We start from the raw sequence: 16,642 nt of genomic DNA, 5'->3' as shown, positions 1-16,642 counted from the left end.
GCAGTTACTCTAGGTACAGAATCCCAAAATCACTGCTGCTATGAAATTCTGGTTTGTTCGAATGAACTCTGCTCCATGTTCCATAGTGCGGATAGGTCGTATCGTCGCCGCACTTGTAAAAGTTTCCTCTTATCTTTTTTCCCGTCACTGCCCGAAAATCCGGAAAATAAGATTGTACCCAAGCCCATGGGATCGAAAAGCTTAATTCCCAATACGCTTCCCCTTTAGCATTAATTTGATCTGTGGTGGATAGGATGCGGAAAAGCGCCGGATTGATAGTGATTGGGAAGCGATCATACCGATCCGCTCCTATCTGCAAGAGAATTGTGCCATTCGCATTAAATTCGAAATTCATATAGCGCTGGTCCGAATCCGGATTAGGCTGAAAAAAGAACTCGATGCAGCTATCCTTATACACGGGATCATTCATGTTTCTATATGTTCGTATTGGATTCTTTTCGTAAACCTTAAACTGAAGCTTCAGATCCTCCTGACTGTAATTTAATCTCGCTGTAACGGCAGGACTATACTCTTTAAGCCATTGATACTGCTTGATGATCTGGACTTCTTCTGTATGTGAAACATCCGTCTGATTTGTCAGGTGAGAAATTACTAAGGTTTCCAATTTTCTTTCCATGGTTCATTCCCTTCCGTTCGGAGTCCTACTGGGGCTACTTCAGCAAAACAACCCCATTAATTAACTTGTTTATTAAGACCCACGTTTATCCGGTTTTTCAATACGCAGTCTCGATCCCCGAGATTTCGCACAGCCTTCTGCGTTACCTGTAATGCGGATGAAGGAGACCACCCGCTCTATATCCCTCTCGGGCGGGCGCCTCCTCCCTTCCACCCTTATTTCGCGCAAGGTAACGTAATTCCTTCATGGATTGCCTGGTCGGCCAGGAGAGCGATCTCCATTGCCCGGTAGGCATCCTCCATTGCCGGTATAGCGGGCAAGTTGTTCTCCAGCATAGATAGGAAATAGTCCAGTTGGGCACCCGTAGGCTTCACGGAGAAGTCCATATTGATCTTCTGGACCGTTCCTTTCCGGTTATCTTCGACCTCGACCAGATTTCCCAGATGCTGCTCCTCTCGCGGTCGATCATTCTTGTAGATGATACGGATCCAGCCAGCCGGTCCGATGAATTCCTTCCGGTTGTCAGTCGGCATCCCCTTGCCCCACCCTGTCTCGAAGTAGCCGATGGAGCCATCCGATAGACGGAGGGTCATGAGTCCGTAATTGTAAGTGTACGGCGGGACTTCTTCATAGAGACGCTGCCCGATCCCGTTGACGCTTACCACGTCCGCCCCTGTGGCCCAACGCATCACATCGATATAATGGACGCCGCAATCCACAATCGGTGAGACATCCCGGAGCAGGGACAGATGGGAATCCCAATTCTTGGAGGGCTTCAATTGGGTTAACCGAATAACCAGGGGGAAGCCGATAGCACCCTCCCGGATCATCTTCATAACTGCCTGGTAAGTGGTGTTGTGACGAAGGATGTGACCGATCAGCACCTTGGTCTTGGCTCCACGGGCCAGCTTCATGAATTCCTGCGTTTCCCGTGCATTGCCCGCCATCGGCTTTTCGCATAGGATATGCTTTCCTGCCGCGAGGCATGCTTTTGCAATCTCCAGATGGGAGGACGGGTACGTGGCGATAATGACCATATCCACATCCTCTCGCTCTATCAAGGCCCGGTAATCTGTACTCCAACACTCGGCTCCGTATTGGCTTGCCACTTGGGAGGCCCTGCCCTGGTTCCAATCTACGACACCAATCAACCGGACCCTCTCCTGCTTTGATATGGCATCCAAGTGAAGTGAGCCCATATAACCACAGCCTATCACGACTGCCCCATACCTTTTCACGATGCATCCATCCTATTCTTCTCACTCATAGAGGTTATTTTATGTTGATCCAAGCTTCCTTGTTAGGCTGCGGATTCCGCCTCGGCTTGGACTTACGGACAATGTATCCGCCAGCTAAGGGATAAATTCAAGGGTGCCATTAGGTGGGATAAACAGATGTTAATCCCTTTCTTCATGAATATCCTTTTCTTTCATTTGTACTATTCCGGATTACAATAGAACAACTTTTGTCTTATTATTACCTTTATTATATAAGAATGATGGAGATTTTTATTTAGCTATGAAAGTTACTTTTTGCACGATTCCGTTATTTTATCTAATTCTATATAGGTGCTGTCCCACCATGCCCCCGCTCCAACATCCGGTCCGCAAGCGATTCCCCTTCCATGAGTGGACTCCCTCCATTCATTACGCGCGGTTCCAGATGGTCGCGCTCCGCTTGTTCCCGGGAAGGAAGCTGTATGATTTCGAGCTGTTTTATGTGTGCCACGGCCAATTGTCCGTTGCGATGGAGGAGGGAGTAATGGTAGGGAAGAATGTCTTTCATCATCAGGGAAGCATAGCGCTAGACGATTCCGTTGAAGTGGGGACGTCAATTATCGTTAGGCTACATTTGTCTAAGAAGCAAAAAACAGGCGATACTCTGGTTACTGGAGCATCGCCTGTTTTTGTTAGGTTAGATCTAGGAGCATCGCCGCTGGGTATATTCTCTTCTCATTATGTTTCTCAGTGGCTAGTATCACAGCCACTAGTCACTACCTCCCCACCTTCGGCTAAAAACCGAAGGTGGGTTCATTAAGCCCTTTAGGTTGTTTGTGTTTTGGGTTTCGCGCTGATGGCAGCGGAGAGAACGGACTGATTGTGGAAAAGCGGAGCGTCCGCCAGCGCAATGCGCACAACACCCCGCACAAACACCCTAAGGCTCAATCAACCCATACTTCGTTTTTATCCGATCCAACTTTTCAATCATAGGGTTAGCAATAAAAAACAAAAACACCACCGTGGAGATCGCATGCACCATATCAAACCAAAAGGCGGAAATATAAGTGGTCATCAAAGCCGACCATGAGAACTCTGAAGTGAACATCATCAGCGAGCCTATATTGATGATGCCTCCGTATACCAAGAAAGTAGCTAGCCCTCCGAAAATGCAGAGAGACAGCTTAGTCTTTTTAAGCAGACCCTTCTTGAAGAAAATGCCCGCCAGAAAACCAATAATGCCAAAACAGAACATTTGCCAAGGCGTCCAAGGTCCCTGACCAAAAAAGAAATTAGAGACGAAGCCCGCAACAGCGCCCACCAAAAACCCTGCCTCCGCCCCCAAGCTCACCCCTGCAATGATGACAATAGCAACTACTGGCTTAAACTGTGGCAGCATGAAAAAGGCTGCGCGTCCAGCAACGGCAATGGCTGCTAACACTGCTATGACGATCAATTCCCTCGCCTGCGGTTTCCGATTCTCGAACACCATCGCAAACGGAATCATTGTATAGAGGACGATCAATAGACTAATAAAGTAATATTTGCGATCATCTAGGACGAAAATGCCTAACAAAATTGTAGCTGGAATAACTACAAAGATTAGCAGTCCCGCTAATAAAGTTCGACGACTCAAACGACGACTCGTCACCTGCTTCGTTGACATAAATCAATCACACCCTCTATCGTTACTCCCTCGCTCCATACATGACGCGCCATACGGTTGGCGGCAGTCGTATAGAAGCTGTTTCCCGCAAAAAACTTCTGCGCTTCATTCGTAGTAATGATACTTCCATCAAAAAACATGGCGCAAACTTCCGCATATTTGGCACAAAATTCAACGTCATGCGAAACCATTACGATGGTAACACCTTCAGCATTAAGCTTCTGTAAGAATAAAGCTAATTTCTCTTTAAAAGGCCCATCCAGTCCCTTCGTCGGTTCATCCAGCAGCAGAATCTTTGGCTCTAACAAAAGCACTTTAGCCAGCGCCGCACGCTGCTGTTCTCCCCCGCTAAGATCATACGGATGCATCGATAGGAGATGTTCCAGTTCTGCGAACTTAACCACAGCCTCGACTTTAGCCACCTTTTCTTCCTTCGTTAAAGGAAGCTGGGATAACATTTCGAATAGATCTAGCTCGACTGTTTTTTTCACAAATAAGGTTTGTGGATTTTGCGGGAGAATACCCAGATTGTTAGTAAACAGCTCCTTGGCGTTCATCTTCGCTGGATTCTTCCCACCGATTAGAACCTTCCCTCTGTACGGCTGAAGAATGCCACTCATCAGCGACAACGTCGACGTCTTCCCCGTTCCATTTCCACCAACAATAGAGTAGAATTGCCCCTGCTTCACTTCAAAAGACAAATCTTTTATGATATCGGGTCCGTGTTTATCATATTTAAACCATACATCTTTGAACTTTATGACAACAGGGCCGTCCTCTTTCATGCTTGGCTGAGATTCTGTCATCAGTGCAGGTGTCTTATCCTTCAGAAAAGCATCCAGCCATTGGCGACCTTCCTTCACAGTAACAGGCCATGCTAAGCCATTTTCTACACCTGCGTAAATCTGCATCGGTGAGGGCATGGACAGGAACATCGGATGATTCAGCTTACTTAAAGCCTCGCCCACCCTTTGCGGGGTATCATCAGCAATTACAACGCCCTCATTCAGCACAATCAGCCGATCTGTGAGCGGAAGAACATCCTCCAGACGATGCTCGGTCATGATAACGGTTGTGCCAAGCTCGCGATTTATCTTCTTGACCGTCTCCAAAAAATCGGAAGCCGCGATAGGATCTAGCTGAGAGGTAGGCTCATCAAGGATTAGAACCGAGGGATGCATAGCCATAATCGCCGCTAAATTGAGTAACTGCTTCTGGCCACCTGATAGCTCAGTCACACTTTTATGGAACCAGGTCTGAATTCCGAAAAAGCTCGCCATCTCAGCCACGCGTAAACGAATCGTAGAATTGTCATAACCTAAGCTTTCAAGACCAAAAGCCAGCTCATGCCACACCTTATCCGTCACAATTTGATTGTCCGGACTTTGGAGTACATAACCGATTTCTGCTGCCTGTGTCCGATGATCGATCTCCTCTACAGGCTGACCCTTATAATAAATCGCCCCTTGGCGTTTGCCATGTGGGGTTAGGATTGTTTTCAGTTGTCTTAGTAAGGTACTTTTGCCGCAGCCTGACTTTCCACACACAGTAATAAAGTCTCCGCTTGCAATCGTAAGATTGATATTCGAAAGAGCCATCTGCTCTTGTTCAGGAAAAGCAAAGCTTAGTTCTTCGATTCGATAGATTTCCATTTCATTGCCTCCACCATATTGATGAGCACAGGGATCATACATAGCGCAAAATAAGCGATATATACAAGGATACTAAAAGGTGTAATTGCGCTCGCTTTAATCGACGGATAATATCTCATCGTGTTCTCACCCATCGCTGCGCCGATGGCTACCATCGCAATTAAACCTGTCATGATCAAGAGGGCTACTTTGTCCCGGGCATCTAGACGGAAGATCGAAAAGCTTGTACGTCCAGGCAATCCATATCCTCTTGACTTCATAGAATCCGCCGTCTCAATCGCATTTTCCAGAGCCCAGGTGGTCATTATCGATAGGATCGTAATCCCATTGCGTGCTCGAGCGAGGAGATTTCCCTGTGTGACATCCCGGCCTATGCATTTTTGGGCATTCGAAATCACCTTGATTTGCGCTAAATATCTAGGAACAAAACGAAGCACCATCGAAAAAATCAACGACAGTGCCGGCAGTATTTTTCCGAATATATAAATAAACTTATCCGAGGTCATCACGACGTTATAACAGGAGAACCAGATGATTACCGTCACAAACATGCACGCCGCTGCTACACCATAAAGAATGGATTCCTTCGTAATGGGATTTCCATTGTTCAAATAGAACAGGATCGTTACCCCTTGATGATTAAAAACAGGGTTCATAATCGCCATAAATAGTAGAAAAGGAACCATGTACAGCAGATTAAATCGAACGGCTTTCTTTCCTTTTAACATAAAGGAGTAGACCACTGCACTGATAAGGGCAATCACCTGGAATATGGGATGCATGAACACCATGCTAAACAGCAATACAACGACAAAATATAGAAAATTCACAAACGGATGAAAGGTAGAAAAGCTATCCTTCATTATTTCTGAGCTCCTCCTGTGGCTACATAACCACCTACATCTCGACCTAAATCACAAGTGTATACCCATTCAACGACATCGCCATCCTTAAGAACATAACGACTGCTGCCGTAGTTAGGGAACCAGCCGTTAACTTTGTACATCCATCCACTAAGCTCTCCAGCATCAAATTCATACAGGTTATTTATACCTTCAATATAATTACTGTTATAGATCGGCGTCATGCTGAATTCCATATGGATTTTATTCTTCTTCATCTCTCTTAACAAAACATCAAACACAGACTCACCTTCATAAAAGGTTACCTTCTGCGCTTTATAAATGATACCATCTGCCGGCAATACTTCAAGCTTATCCTTATTAAAAATATCCATATTATCTAAAATCGTTGCCGCCGAGACGGACAATGTAGCCGTTAATTGCTTCTTCTTATCCACTGTTGCATCTTGCCATTCCACGGGCTTAGGTTTCCCGCTCGGCACTGGATCGGTAAGGAATTTATCCTTTTTCGGTTCCTGCTTGGTTTCTGTTGTCGCTACTTTTGAATCTGGTTTGGTTACTGGTTTTGCCGTCGCTTTCGTTTCCGGCACGGACGTTTTAGCCGCTTTCGGTGTTGCGGTAGGTTGTGCCTGTATATCCGATTTAGGTGTTGCGGTCGGCTTTTCAACATCTGTTACCGCAGTTTCGGTCGGCGTTACCTCTTCAGTTGGTTTTACCGTTTCAACGGGCTTAGCTGTTTCGCCAGGCGTAGCTGTAGGTGCTATCTCCGTTGTCTCGGCATCACTTGAGGCTGTGGGCTCTACATCAACATTCTGATTCGAAGCCGTGTTGTCTGATTCTACAACCTGAGACTCTGCAATGTTACTTGCAACCTTGTTCGGGCTCTTCTGATAATTCCCGCCCCAAAAGAAGGCAATCGCCAACACACCAATAATTAGTATCGCTGTTAGCCATTTTTTCTTGTTCATTTCTTAAGTTCCCCACCTTAAATAATAAGCAAGGGTATACACGCTACCCTTGCTTATCTCTTCTAAATATAGTTCTATTTAACGTCTGTCATGTCATAAAGACTCGTCTGACCCTTAACGAACCGATCATAAGCAACCAGTGCATACATCGCTTGATCCGTAGCCATAAGATCTACTTCTCCTGGTTTCGCGCCTCCGTTGCCTACTCCACCCTGCTTCACGTGATAAAAACCACCTTCAGCTGCAGCAAAGCCAAGCAGCGCATCTACCGCTGAATGTCCATTTTTAATGAATCTGGAATCCTTATGCGGATCTATACCAAGTCCAGTTAAAGCTACAATCACCTGAGCAATGCTCTCGGAGTTCGTAGACTCCCAGCTTGCAAAGCCGCCGTCTGCTGTTTGTGTTTTGGATAACCAAGTTATTCCACGATCTACAGCAGCCGTTACTTTGGCATTCGTTTTGTAATAAGGGGTTAAGCCTTGAATAACCATCCCAGTGATATCCGGATCAGCCTCAGTAGCATTACTGCCTAATGCCCATCCCCCGCCGCTGATCTCTCTGCCTAAAATGTAATCAATGAGCAGCTCTCTTGTTGTTTGCGTCTTTACATCTTTAACTACTGGAATGTCGTAATGATTACTATCCAGTGCGATCAGGGCAAACACAGGTCCATTAATACCTTGCTTGATTACAGTATCAAAATCCGCGAGCGGTTCCAGTAGGTTATAACCCGCCACTTTATCAATATTTTTGCCGATTGAAGTTAATGCCAAAATAACTCTATCATATTCCGTATATTTTACGCTATGCAGCTTCCCAGCTTTTTCTTTAAGGGTTGCTTCTACATTCGCATAGTACTTAGCGTAATAACTATCTGGAACCTTCACACCAGAACGTGCCAGCCCGAACACTGTCCAATCCCCGCCAACCGAGGCGATGACCGGGTTTGTTACTGTTTTTTGCAAAAAGGCTGCTGTGTTCTGAATATATGGACTAACCGCTTTGTCGCCACTCTTATAATCATGGGTTCTAGTAGCAACAACAACTGCCATTTCTCTCGTTACAAGCTCTTTAGGCTTAAACTGATTATTATCACCTAACATAAGTCCGGTGGCAACAATGGTTTCCACATCTGCTTTAGCCCACGCAGACACTGTATTGATATCTTTAATAGCTGTACCTGGCTTCGTAGCCGGGATTGATAATGCTCTGACAATTATGGCTGCCATTTGTTCGCGAGTAATCTTGTCATTTGGCTTAAATTCATTATTAAAGCCTGTAATTAACCCTGCTTTATGCGCAGCATTCACATAAGGATAGAACCAATCACCCAGAGCGACATCCTTATAGGTAATGCCTTTGTCACTCTTAATATCAAGTTCTAATGCAGAAACTAGGATCTTAGTAAACTCTGCTCTTGTAATATGATCTTTCGGATTCACTTGACCATTATTACCTTGGATGTACCCTTTTACTGTAGCTGTTTCAATCGCTGAGAACGCCCAGGATGAGATCTTATCAGCGTCTTTATACAGTTGCTCAATGCCATTAGGAGTCGCTGTTGGAGATGGACTCACATTCGGAACACTACTGGCTTCCGGATTAGTTCCCCCACCCGGAGCAGGAGTACCACTTGGTTTTGGTGTCGCAGATGGGGTTGGCATCGGTGCATTTAGATCCGCACCCAAATTCGTAGTATAACGCCACTGAATTCTATCGCCAGCTATGGATTCAACATACACACTTCCAAATGTACTGTTCCAAGAATATCTATAGTCGATATCGCGGCTATCCAGCACTCTCTCTAGTACAGACCATACTGTGTCACCAGATTGTAGCTCTACCTGTACAGATGGAACAACATATCCCTTCTTAATCGTAAGCTTATCCACGGATAGGGTTACGTATGTCTTCGATGGAGTGGTTCCTCCACCTTCATTGCCACCATTACCGTCACCACCAGGCGTTTGTACTGCACTGGAGGAATACGCAATGTAATCAGTGAAATGATTAGTTTTTACGATTAAATCATTTCCACTATCATAGGCATACTCAGACTTACCGCTTGCAAAGCCTAAGTCATCGCTTGCAAATTTTTGAATCGCATGAGGTGCGCCATTTTGAATATAAGCTGCATCTTTTCCTTTAAGGTCCTTAAAGGTTAACGTAATAAATTGACTGAATTCTACTCTTGCACTGCCACCCATGGAAAAAGCATGAATAATGCTCTCCAGCTTCTTATCCTGAGAAATAATCTGATTCAGACTATCTTTTAGTGCAGCTTCTGTGCCTGTTAAAGGTGACATCAGTTCAATCGCAGAGGCATCTCCGCTTGTCACTTTCGCACCCTTAGGGATGACTACAGATACGTCACCTTTGGCAGCCTCAATCTGAGGAAGGTCGCTGTTACTAGGTAAACTAACACTAACCTTCGATTGTTGGTCTTTAGGAATAACTACCGTTATTTCCTTGTTGCTATCTCCGGCGCTGATCGGAACGATATAATCATGAGCATCATCATTGATGATAACTTCCGGCTTATCACCAGAAGGTAACGGGAATTCTTTTGGCCCCTCTGGTTGTACAGGTGATTGTTCAATCACCACATCATTCATATCAAAAAGACGGTTACTATGATTGGTCAGACGGTCATAAGACACAAGTGCATACGTACCTTGGTCCGTAGCCATACCATCTACTCTACCAGTGAGAATATGCTTAAATCCACCATCCGGATCAGCAAAGGTAAGCAGTGCATCTATAAGCGAATTTCCTTTTTTAACAAACCTTGGGTCACTGTGCGGATCTACGCCTACACCAGTTAAAGCAACAATAACCTGTGCGATGCTCTCACTGCTTGTGCTTCCCCAGCTTGTAAATCCACCTTGATCATTTTGCGTACTCGATAACCATGCAACCGCCCGATCCACAGCAGCTTTTACATTAGGATCCTTTGCATAGTAAGGCGCAAGTGCTTGCATCGTCATTCCGGTGATATCGGTGTCGGCTTTAGTACCAAATAACGCCCATCCACCAGTCGGTGCTTCTTTTTCTAAAATATACTGAACCAGGTTTTCTCTTGTGGTTTGATCTGTAACGCCTTCTACTACAGGAATATCATAGTTATGACTATCTAAGGCAATTAGTGCAAATATGGGACCATTAAGCCCCTGCTTCTGAACATATTGAAAATCTGCAAGTGCATTTCTTAGATCATAGCCTGCAACATTCGTGATATCTTTTCCGATCGAGGTAAGTCCTAGAATCGCTCTGGAATGCTCAGTACTTTTCGATGCGTCGAGTTTTCCATTCTTCATTAGCTTAGCTACTTCAGTAGCTACATTGTTATAATAAAGATTGTAATAGCCACTTGGAACCTCGTAATTGGCCCGTGCCAGAGAAAGAATCGACCATTCCCCGCTGCCTGTTCCAAATGACGGATTCTTTACAGTGTTTAGGATATAGGCAAGGTTTTTATTTAATTGTTGTTTTGCTACTACGGTAGTAGGCTGTTCTAATTGAACATCCGTCATGTCATAGAGACGTTTGCTATTATTAATCAGACGATCATAGGATACGAGTGCATATGTACCTTGATCCGTAGCCATAGCGTCTACTTTACCCGTGAGAATATGCTTGAATCCACCATCCGGCCCAGAGAAGCTAAGTAAAGCATCTATAAGTGAATTTCCTTCTTTAATAAACCTAGGGTCACTGTGCGGATCTACGCCTACGCCAGTTAAGGCAACAACAACCTGTGCGATACTCTCACTGCTTGTGCTTCCCCAGCTTGTGAATCCGCCTTGATCATTTTGTACACTCGATAACCATGCAATCGCCCGATCCACGGCAGCTTTTACATTAGGATCCTTTGCGTAATAAGGTGCAAGTGCTTGCATCGCCATCCCGGTCATATCGACGTCGGCTTTGGTTACACCTAATGCCCAGCCTCCAGCATCTGCTGCACCTTTTTTAACTTCTTTATCCAAGATGTACTGAACCAGGTTTTCTCTTGTGCTTTGATAGATTACTCCCTTCTCATCAGGATCAGGGAATAATACTGGAATTTCGTAGTTATAACTATCTAGTGCAATCAGAGCAAATATGGGACCGTTGTTCCCTTGCTTCTGAATATATTGATAATCAGCGAGTGCATTTCTTAGGTCATGACCTGCAACATCCGTGATATCTTTTCCGATAGAGGTAAGGCCTAGAATCGCTCTGGAATTCTCTGTGCTTTTGTTAGCGTCGAGTTTTCCATCCTCTTTGATCATCGAACTTATTTTCGTAACTACATTGTTGTAATAGAGATTGTAATAACCGTTAGGTACTTTGTAGTTCGCACGTGCTAGAGAAAGAATCGACCATTCTCCGCTGCCTGTTCCAAATGACGGATTCTTTACGGTGTTAACGATGTAGGCCAAACTTTTATCTAACTGTTCTTTGGCAGTGATTTTATAAGTAACCTGATAGGTTACATTATCTGCTTTGTTTCCTGCGCCATCCACAGCCGTTACTGCGATTACGTTACTACCTGGGTTAAGAGATGCTTTGTACTCACCATTAGTAGCTGACAGAACGACTTGGTTCAGCTTAACTACTGGAATAATGTCTTTGTAGACATTGTCTGTAACCACTACTTTGAAGCTTAAATCTTTACTGGATACTTCCTGTTTATCTTGTATACCTTCTATCAAAATCGTAGGCTTCTCTGTATCTGGCTCTTGTACTAACGCATTAATCTGCTCTACTAGAGCTTGATCAACCTCTGTTGTTACAACTGCACTATCGGCAATTGCTTCATTCGCATGAGCCGGAATTACGCTTGTAGAGAACGTCGTGATAAATACAGCTACAATGAGTAACCAAGCTAAAAACTTATTTTTCTTCATGTTTCCATAACCCTTCCCTTCTTTTCCTATGATAAAAAACAGAATAAACTTTTTAACACTACAAAAAAACCACTCAACATAACGTCAAGAGGTTTAAGATAGTGAACCGCAACAATAGCAGGCATATACTATATCAAACACCTCTCTATCGCTCGTAGAGTTTAACGGTGTATCAGAAACAGGCTGATATTCTGGCTCAAGTATCATCACCCTTGCTACCTTCCCAGTTTCCCAGTGGTACCTTGCAAGGACTCCTCTTTCACAGCGGCGGGACCGCGCGGGATTCACACCCGCTTTCCATTTAACCAATCTATGATTGTATTTCCGAAACATTCATAATTGGCACCTATTGCTAATATTAATTTTTCCATGCTTCATCATATCTAATATAGATGCTTTTGTCATGCAATATTTGTTTTTTGTATAACAAGTAGTTGGAGATAAATCTATTGAATATCAAACCATTTTAACCACAATATACTCTTTTTCTCTCAGTTCAAAACCATCCTCCAGTGACAAAGAGGCCAAATCAAAGATTCGGTCATACTTTTTATTACGTGGGTGCCCTTCCTCCTCTGCCCAGCAAGTATAAAGCTCAAACTCGGTACCAGCTACTCCGATATCTGTCATAAGTTTAAATAACTCCCGGCAACACTTGAGTGAGGCGTTATACGATCCCGGTAGAGTATCTTTTAGCTTAGGGGATACAGAGAAGCCGCCCCAATTCGGTGAAATCCGATACACAAACGGACTTCGAAAGTGCTTGCGAATCTCATCGTTCCAATACCCAAGTTCCTCTATAAAAATACCCGCTGCATCTTCTTCCGAGTCATATACAAGACAGTCCTCATCTCTTAAATGAGATAGATCTGCGATGTCATCCAAAGGAATTATGCCTTGCAGGCGCAGAGCCTCTCTTTGTTTCTTATACTCTGGTGAATTTTTCACTTCATCATATGTCTTTTCTGACAGTACACTGCCTCTTTCTCCTAACGGAAGCTCTGTAGACGAGCCTATGTAATGAAATCTGCTCACTGGTTATTCCTCCATGACTTTTGGGATCAATTCAAATCACTAATTTCCATATGAATTTACCACAAATTAGTAAGGTACTCACTACAAATGTTCTATGTTAGGGTATTTGGTAAGCGTTTACAACAAAAAATGGAGGTGCCAGTGTTCATCTACGTACCAAAGTGCTTGAGGAAAGGTCAGGTTTAAGCATCCTCAAAAATGATCTTACAAAGGAGAATTCAATGACTACTCGAATCCAGAAATCCTTCTTATCATTGACCCTTGTTACCGCTCTTCTGCTCTCTTTGTTCTCATCCATTGCCGCCGCTGCTACCAAGGACGAGCAACAAGCTAAAGCAGCACCAAAGAGTAAAATCCAATCCTACGTAGACGATATGCAGCCCGGATGGAACCTTGGCAATACTCTAGATGCTACAGGTGAGGATGAAACCTCCTGGGGAAATCCGCGTGTGACCCAAGAACTGATTAAGAAAATCGCCGCACAAGGCTACAAAAGTATCCGGATTCCTATCACTTGGGATTCACACATAGGTGAAGCACCGAACTACACCATTGAAAAAGCTTATCTCGACCGTGTCGAAGAAGTGGTCGGCTGGGCGCTGGACGCCAAGCTTTATGTAATGATTAACGTCCATCACGACTCCTGGTTATGGGTAAGTCATATGGAAGAGAAGCATGATGAAACGCTCGCGCGTTATAACGCAGCATGGACTCAAATTGCGGACCGCTTCAAGGATAAATCCGATAAGCTGATGTTCGAAAGCATCAATGAACCCCGCTTCACAGATGGCGGAAGCACCGATGAAGCGAAGATGGAGCAAATGCTTACAGAACTCAACACTTCCTTCCATCAGATCGTTCGGAACTCCGGTGGAAAGAATGATGTACGTCCGCTAGTTCTACCTTCATTAGAGACTTCTCCTACGCAGCCTAGAATGGATCAGCTCTACAAAACGATTATAGCTCTCAACGATCCGAATATAATTGCTACCGTTCACTTCTATGGCTTCTGGCCGTTCAGTGTGAATATCGCCGGCTATACCACGTTTGAAAAAGATACAAAAAACGATATCACCCAAACTTTTGATAACGTTTACAACACATTCGTAGCTAAAGGAATTCCGGTTATCGTTGGTGAGTTTGGACTACTGGGCTTCGATAAAGATACAGGTGTGATTGAACAAGGCGAGAAGCTGAAATTCTTCGAGTACCTTACCTATTATTTAAAAGAAAAGAAAATGACCTCTATGCTCTGGGATAATGGGCAGCATTTCAACCGCAAAACATATAAGTGGTCCGATTCCGAGCTGCAGGGTGTATTAATGTCCGGTCTGAAGGAACGTTCCTCCAGTACCGAAAGCGATCTGGTCTATCTTAAAAAAGGTGCAACCATCAAAGACACCAAAGTGAAGCTTAATCTAAACGGAAATAAGCTTACTACCATTAGTGTAAATGGCAAATATCTAACTAAAGGCAAAGATTACACCTTAAATGGCGAGGAGCTTACACTCAAGGCCAGCCAACTTAAAAAGCTCACAGCTTCCCAAAAATACGGTGAAAATGCTGTGTTAACGCTGAAATTCAACAAAGGCGTTGCGTGGAGACTAAAGATCATCGTGAATGACACTGCCAAATTAAGTGATGCCAAAGGTACGACTGAATCATTTGCGATTCCGACTACTTTTAATGGCAACCAGCTTGCCACGATGGAGGCTGTCTATACCGCTGGCGGCAATGCAGGCCCTCAAGATTGGACTCCATTCAAGGAGTTCGGCAATACTTTCTCACCGTCGTATAACACGAAAGAAATCAAGCTGCTCCCAGCCTTCTTTAAAGATGTTAAAGATGGAGAGGTCATCTTGAAATTCCACTTCTGGAATGGTGATATCCTTACTTACAAGATCACGAAGAGTGGCACTAGTGTTGTAGGAAAGTCTTCTTAGCTTTCACTGTATAAAATAAATAGGAGTGTCCCTTCACAGGGACACTCCTATTTTTAACTACATCATACATAAACTTCTTCATACGTTATCAACATCAAGCGATAGACCAGATATACTCCAAGATAGGCTCCCGTTAAAAGGAACATTGGATTCAAAAAAATCGCATGGATCGAAGTCATAAATACTGTGTTATCCCTTAATATTTCATATATGGCTAGGGCAGAAATATTACCTAAGATAAGCGCAGACAACACAGAAGCCACATTAAATACAATGCGCCACTTTATCCATTTCCGTTGTATCATTAGCATGACAATGGGTACCACTATACTGCCAAGTACGATTAGAAATTTCATCTAGCCACCCCGATATCTTTTTAATCCTCCAGCTCAACACTTTCGATTTGCCCCTCGGCATTCACTGTCCATTCGATATCAACACCTGGCATCAATCCAAGCTTATCCTCATCTTCGATCACTACATGATCGGGGATGGTTATGGTCTGCTCTCCCCCACCTTCGACTTTAACGGTAACCTGTTTACCATTAGACGTAGTAATCTTTCCATCATATTCAATCTGCTGTAAAACAATCTTTTGGCTCGGATCCGTAATGGTAACCCGCTTGCCGCCGTCAGTCAGCAGCTCAATCTTTTTATGATATCCATCCTTTAAAGTGACTTCCTTAATGACTCTCTGAACGCTAACATCCGCCGGAAGCCCCTCTGTATTGGTACCAGATGATGCATTGGGTTGTTCTGTTGCATTGTTCGTAGCCACAGGTGCAGTGGCTTCTGTTGTAGGCGTTGGAGTTACTTGTGTGGTTTCATTGGCAGCTTTAGAGCAGCCACTTAATAGGACGGTGCAGGCACAGATCAAACAAAGAATTGAAGTTCGAATCTGGCGTTGTGAATTTCCTTTATTCTGTGTCATCATTTACCTCCGCATTTAAATTTCTTCCAGTTCTATTAGTGGAAATAGTTTTACCTCTTATCTTTCTTTTATTCACCAGAAAATGGTCTACTTGAATTACACCCTGATGATCACAGCGTCATAGCACGCCCATATCTGGCTAAATACTCTTCCTTCTCCTTATAATCCGGCATGAGGCTTCCAACCTTTCTCCAAAAAGAGCGGTCATGATTCATATGAAGTAAATGACACAGTTCATGGATGATTACATAATCGATAACCTCCACTGGAGCCATCGCTAAGCGATAGTTAAAGGTTAGCTTTTTATCTGAGCTACAGCTTCCCCACTTGGTTCTAGACTCAACAATGTCAATGGTCTTAGGCTTTACTCTAAGCTGCGTCTGATATCTATTAATCCGTTCGCCTACAATCTTTTTACAGCTAGCAAAATAGAACTTCTTCAGCTTCAGTTTAAGCTCTTCCTCATTTAAATCCCCTGTCTCTATTAGCTCTTGCAGCGAATAATATTTGCCCAGATACAAGAACTTGCCCTCGTCTTCATACTCTTTAAGCTTTGGCGTTTCTTTGTTTGCTTCAATGCTCTGCAGCTTCTCCACTATTAATTTGCCATGACGCTCAACCACGCTTTTAATCGTCTCTTCACTTGTTTTCTTGGGAGCTTTGAGTGTTATACGCCCTGAAGAATCTATATGAATGGAGATTTTCTTGCCATTTCCATATTGAACATTAAACTCGATCACCTGATTGTCGTACTCAATCTTCATACCCACCATCGTTTCTATAAGGTTATTCACACAAAAAAGAAGAACGCGTTTAGGCGTTCTCCTATTTTAAC

General features: G+C 43.9%; 14 protein-coding genes and 1 riboswitch. Of the genes, 2 read left to right on the top strand and 12 right to left on the bottom strand.

Annotation, left to right across the window (positions count from 1 at the left end; all coding sequences use genetic code 11):
- Nucleotides 1–4: 4 nt before the first annotated feature.
- The 3 genes from NSU15_RS03820 to NSU15_RS03810 all read right to left on the bottom strand — a co-directional run bounded on the left by NSU15_RS03820 (nucleotide 5) and on the right by NSU15_RS03810 (nucleotide 2,365).
- The gene (locus tag NSU15_RS03820) at nucleotides 5–637 is read right to left on the bottom strand and encodes a carbohydrate-binding family 9-like protein (protein WP_339289254.1); all 633 of its coding nucleotides are present in this window, start codon (nucleotides 635–637) and stop codon (nucleotides 5–7) included.
- A 215-nt stretch (nucleotides 638–852) separates the two neighbouring features.
- A complete protein-coding gene (locus tag NSU15_RS03815) occupies nucleotides 853–1,854 on the bottom strand; it encodes a Gfo/Idh/MocA family oxidoreductase (RefSeq protein ID WP_339291235.1) in 1,002 nt (333 codons plus the stop codon).
- A 343-nt stretch (nucleotides 1,855–2,197) separates the two neighbouring features.
- Nucleotides 2,198–2,365: a hypothetical protein gene (locus tag NSU15_RS03810; protein ID WP_170880327.1), complete on the bottom strand. Its 168-nt coding sequence runs from the start codon at nucleotides 2,363–2,365 to the stop codon at nucleotides 2,198–2,200.
- 33 nt (nucleotides 2,366–2,398) lie between these two features.
- Between NSU15_RS03810 and NSU15_RS03805 the strand changes: the two genes are divergently transcribed.
- Nucleotides 2,399–2,674 (top strand): hypothetical protein, encoded by a 276-nt coding sequence (locus NSU15_RS03805; protein ID WP_139328561.1) that lies wholly within the window; start codon nucleotides 2,399–2,401, stop codon nucleotides 2,672–2,674.
- A gap of 117 nt (nucleotides 2,675–2,791) precedes the next feature.
- Here NSU15_RS03805 and NSU15_RS03800 read toward each other — a convergent pair whose 3' ends face one another.
- From NSU15_RS03800 to NSU15_RS03775, 6 genes are all read right to left on the bottom strand, one after another.
- A complete protein-coding gene (locus NSU15_RS03800) occupies nucleotides 2,792–3,520 on the bottom strand; it encodes an ECF transporter S component (protein ID WP_076120093.1) in 729 nt (242 codons plus the stop codon).
- On the bottom strand, nucleotides 3,502–5,172 hold the full coding sequence (locus NSU15_RS03795; RefSeq protein WP_076120094.1) for an ATP-binding cassette domain-containing protein: 1,671 nt from the start codon (nucleotides 5,170–5,172) through the stop codon (nucleotides 3,502–3,504). The genes NSU15_RS03800 and NSU15_RS03795 overlap by 19 nt, the downstream gene beginning before the upstream one ends.
- Nucleotides 5,145–6,035: an energy-coupling factor transporter transmembrane component T gene (locus NSU15_RS03790; protein WP_042124206.1), complete on the bottom strand. Its 891-nt coding sequence runs from the start codon at nucleotides 6,033–6,035 to the stop codon at nucleotides 5,145–5,147. The genes NSU15_RS03795 and NSU15_RS03790 overlap by 28 nt, the downstream gene beginning before the upstream one ends.
- Entirely contained in the window at nucleotides 6,035–7,003 is a 969-nt protein-coding gene (locus NSU15_RS03785) for a DUF4430 domain-containing protein (RefSeq protein ID WP_339289252.1), read from the bottom strand. Before NSU15_RS03785 ends, NSU15_RS03790 begins: the two co-directional genes overlap by 1 nt.
- A 74-nt stretch (nucleotides 7,004–7,077) precedes the next feature.
- A complete protein-coding gene (locus tag NSU15_RS03780) occupies nucleotides 7,078–11,898 on the bottom strand; it encodes an S-layer homology domain-containing protein (protein ID WP_339289251.1) in 4,821 nt (1,606 codons plus the stop codon).
- Between the two features lie 163 nt (nucleotides 11,899–12,061).
- Nucleotides 12,062–12,263, bottom strand: a riboswitch (cobalamin riboswitch).
- 91 nt (nucleotides 12,264–12,354) lie between these two features.
- Nucleotides 12,355–12,933, bottom strand: a complete 579-nt coding sequence (locus tag NSU15_RS03775) for a hypothetical protein (RefSeq protein ID WP_076120097.1) — start codon at nucleotides 12,931–12,933, stop codon at nucleotides 12,355–12,357.
- A gap of 221 nt (nucleotides 12,934–13,154) precedes the next feature.
- Here NSU15_RS03775 and NSU15_RS03770 point away from each other — a divergent pair, with 221 nt between their 5' ends.
- A complete protein-coding gene (locus tag NSU15_RS03770; protein WP_076120098.1) occupies nucleotides 13,155–14,876 on the top strand; it encodes a cellulase family glycosylhydrolase in 1,722 nt (573 codons plus the stop codon).
- Nucleotides 14,877–14,938: 62 nt separating this feature from the next.
- Here the strand turns inward: NSU15_RS03770 and NSU15_RS03765 are convergent, their stop codons facing one another.
- The 3 genes from NSU15_RS03765 to NSU15_RS03755 form a co-directional block, all read right to left on the bottom strand.
- Nucleotides 14,939–15,232 (bottom strand): transposase, encoded by a 294-nt coding sequence (locus tag NSU15_RS03765; RefSeq protein WP_339289249.1) that lies wholly within the window; start codon nucleotides 15,230–15,232, stop codon nucleotides 14,939–14,941.
- A gap of 20 nt (nucleotides 15,233–15,252) precedes the next feature.
- A complete protein-coding gene (locus NSU15_RS03760; RefSeq protein WP_139328562.1) occupies nucleotides 15,253–15,810 on the bottom strand; it encodes a hypothetical protein in 558 nt (185 codons plus the stop codon).
- Between the two features lie 107 nt (nucleotides 15,811–15,917).
- The gene (locus NSU15_RS03755; RefSeq protein ID WP_339291233.1) at nucleotides 15,918–16,571 is read right to left on the bottom strand and encodes a SprT family zinc-dependent metalloprotease; all 654 of its coding nucleotides are present in this window, start codon (nucleotides 16,569–16,571) and stop codon (nucleotides 15,918–15,920) included.
- Nucleotides 16,572–16,642 lie beyond the last annotated feature (71 nt).

Source organism: Paenibacillus sp. FSL E2-0201, assembly GCF_037963325.1.
Classification (GTDB): Bacteria; Bacillota; Bacilli; order Paenibacillales; family Paenibacillaceae; genus Paenibacillus_AQ.
This window is presented reverse-complemented; position numbering and strand designations above follow the sequence as displayed.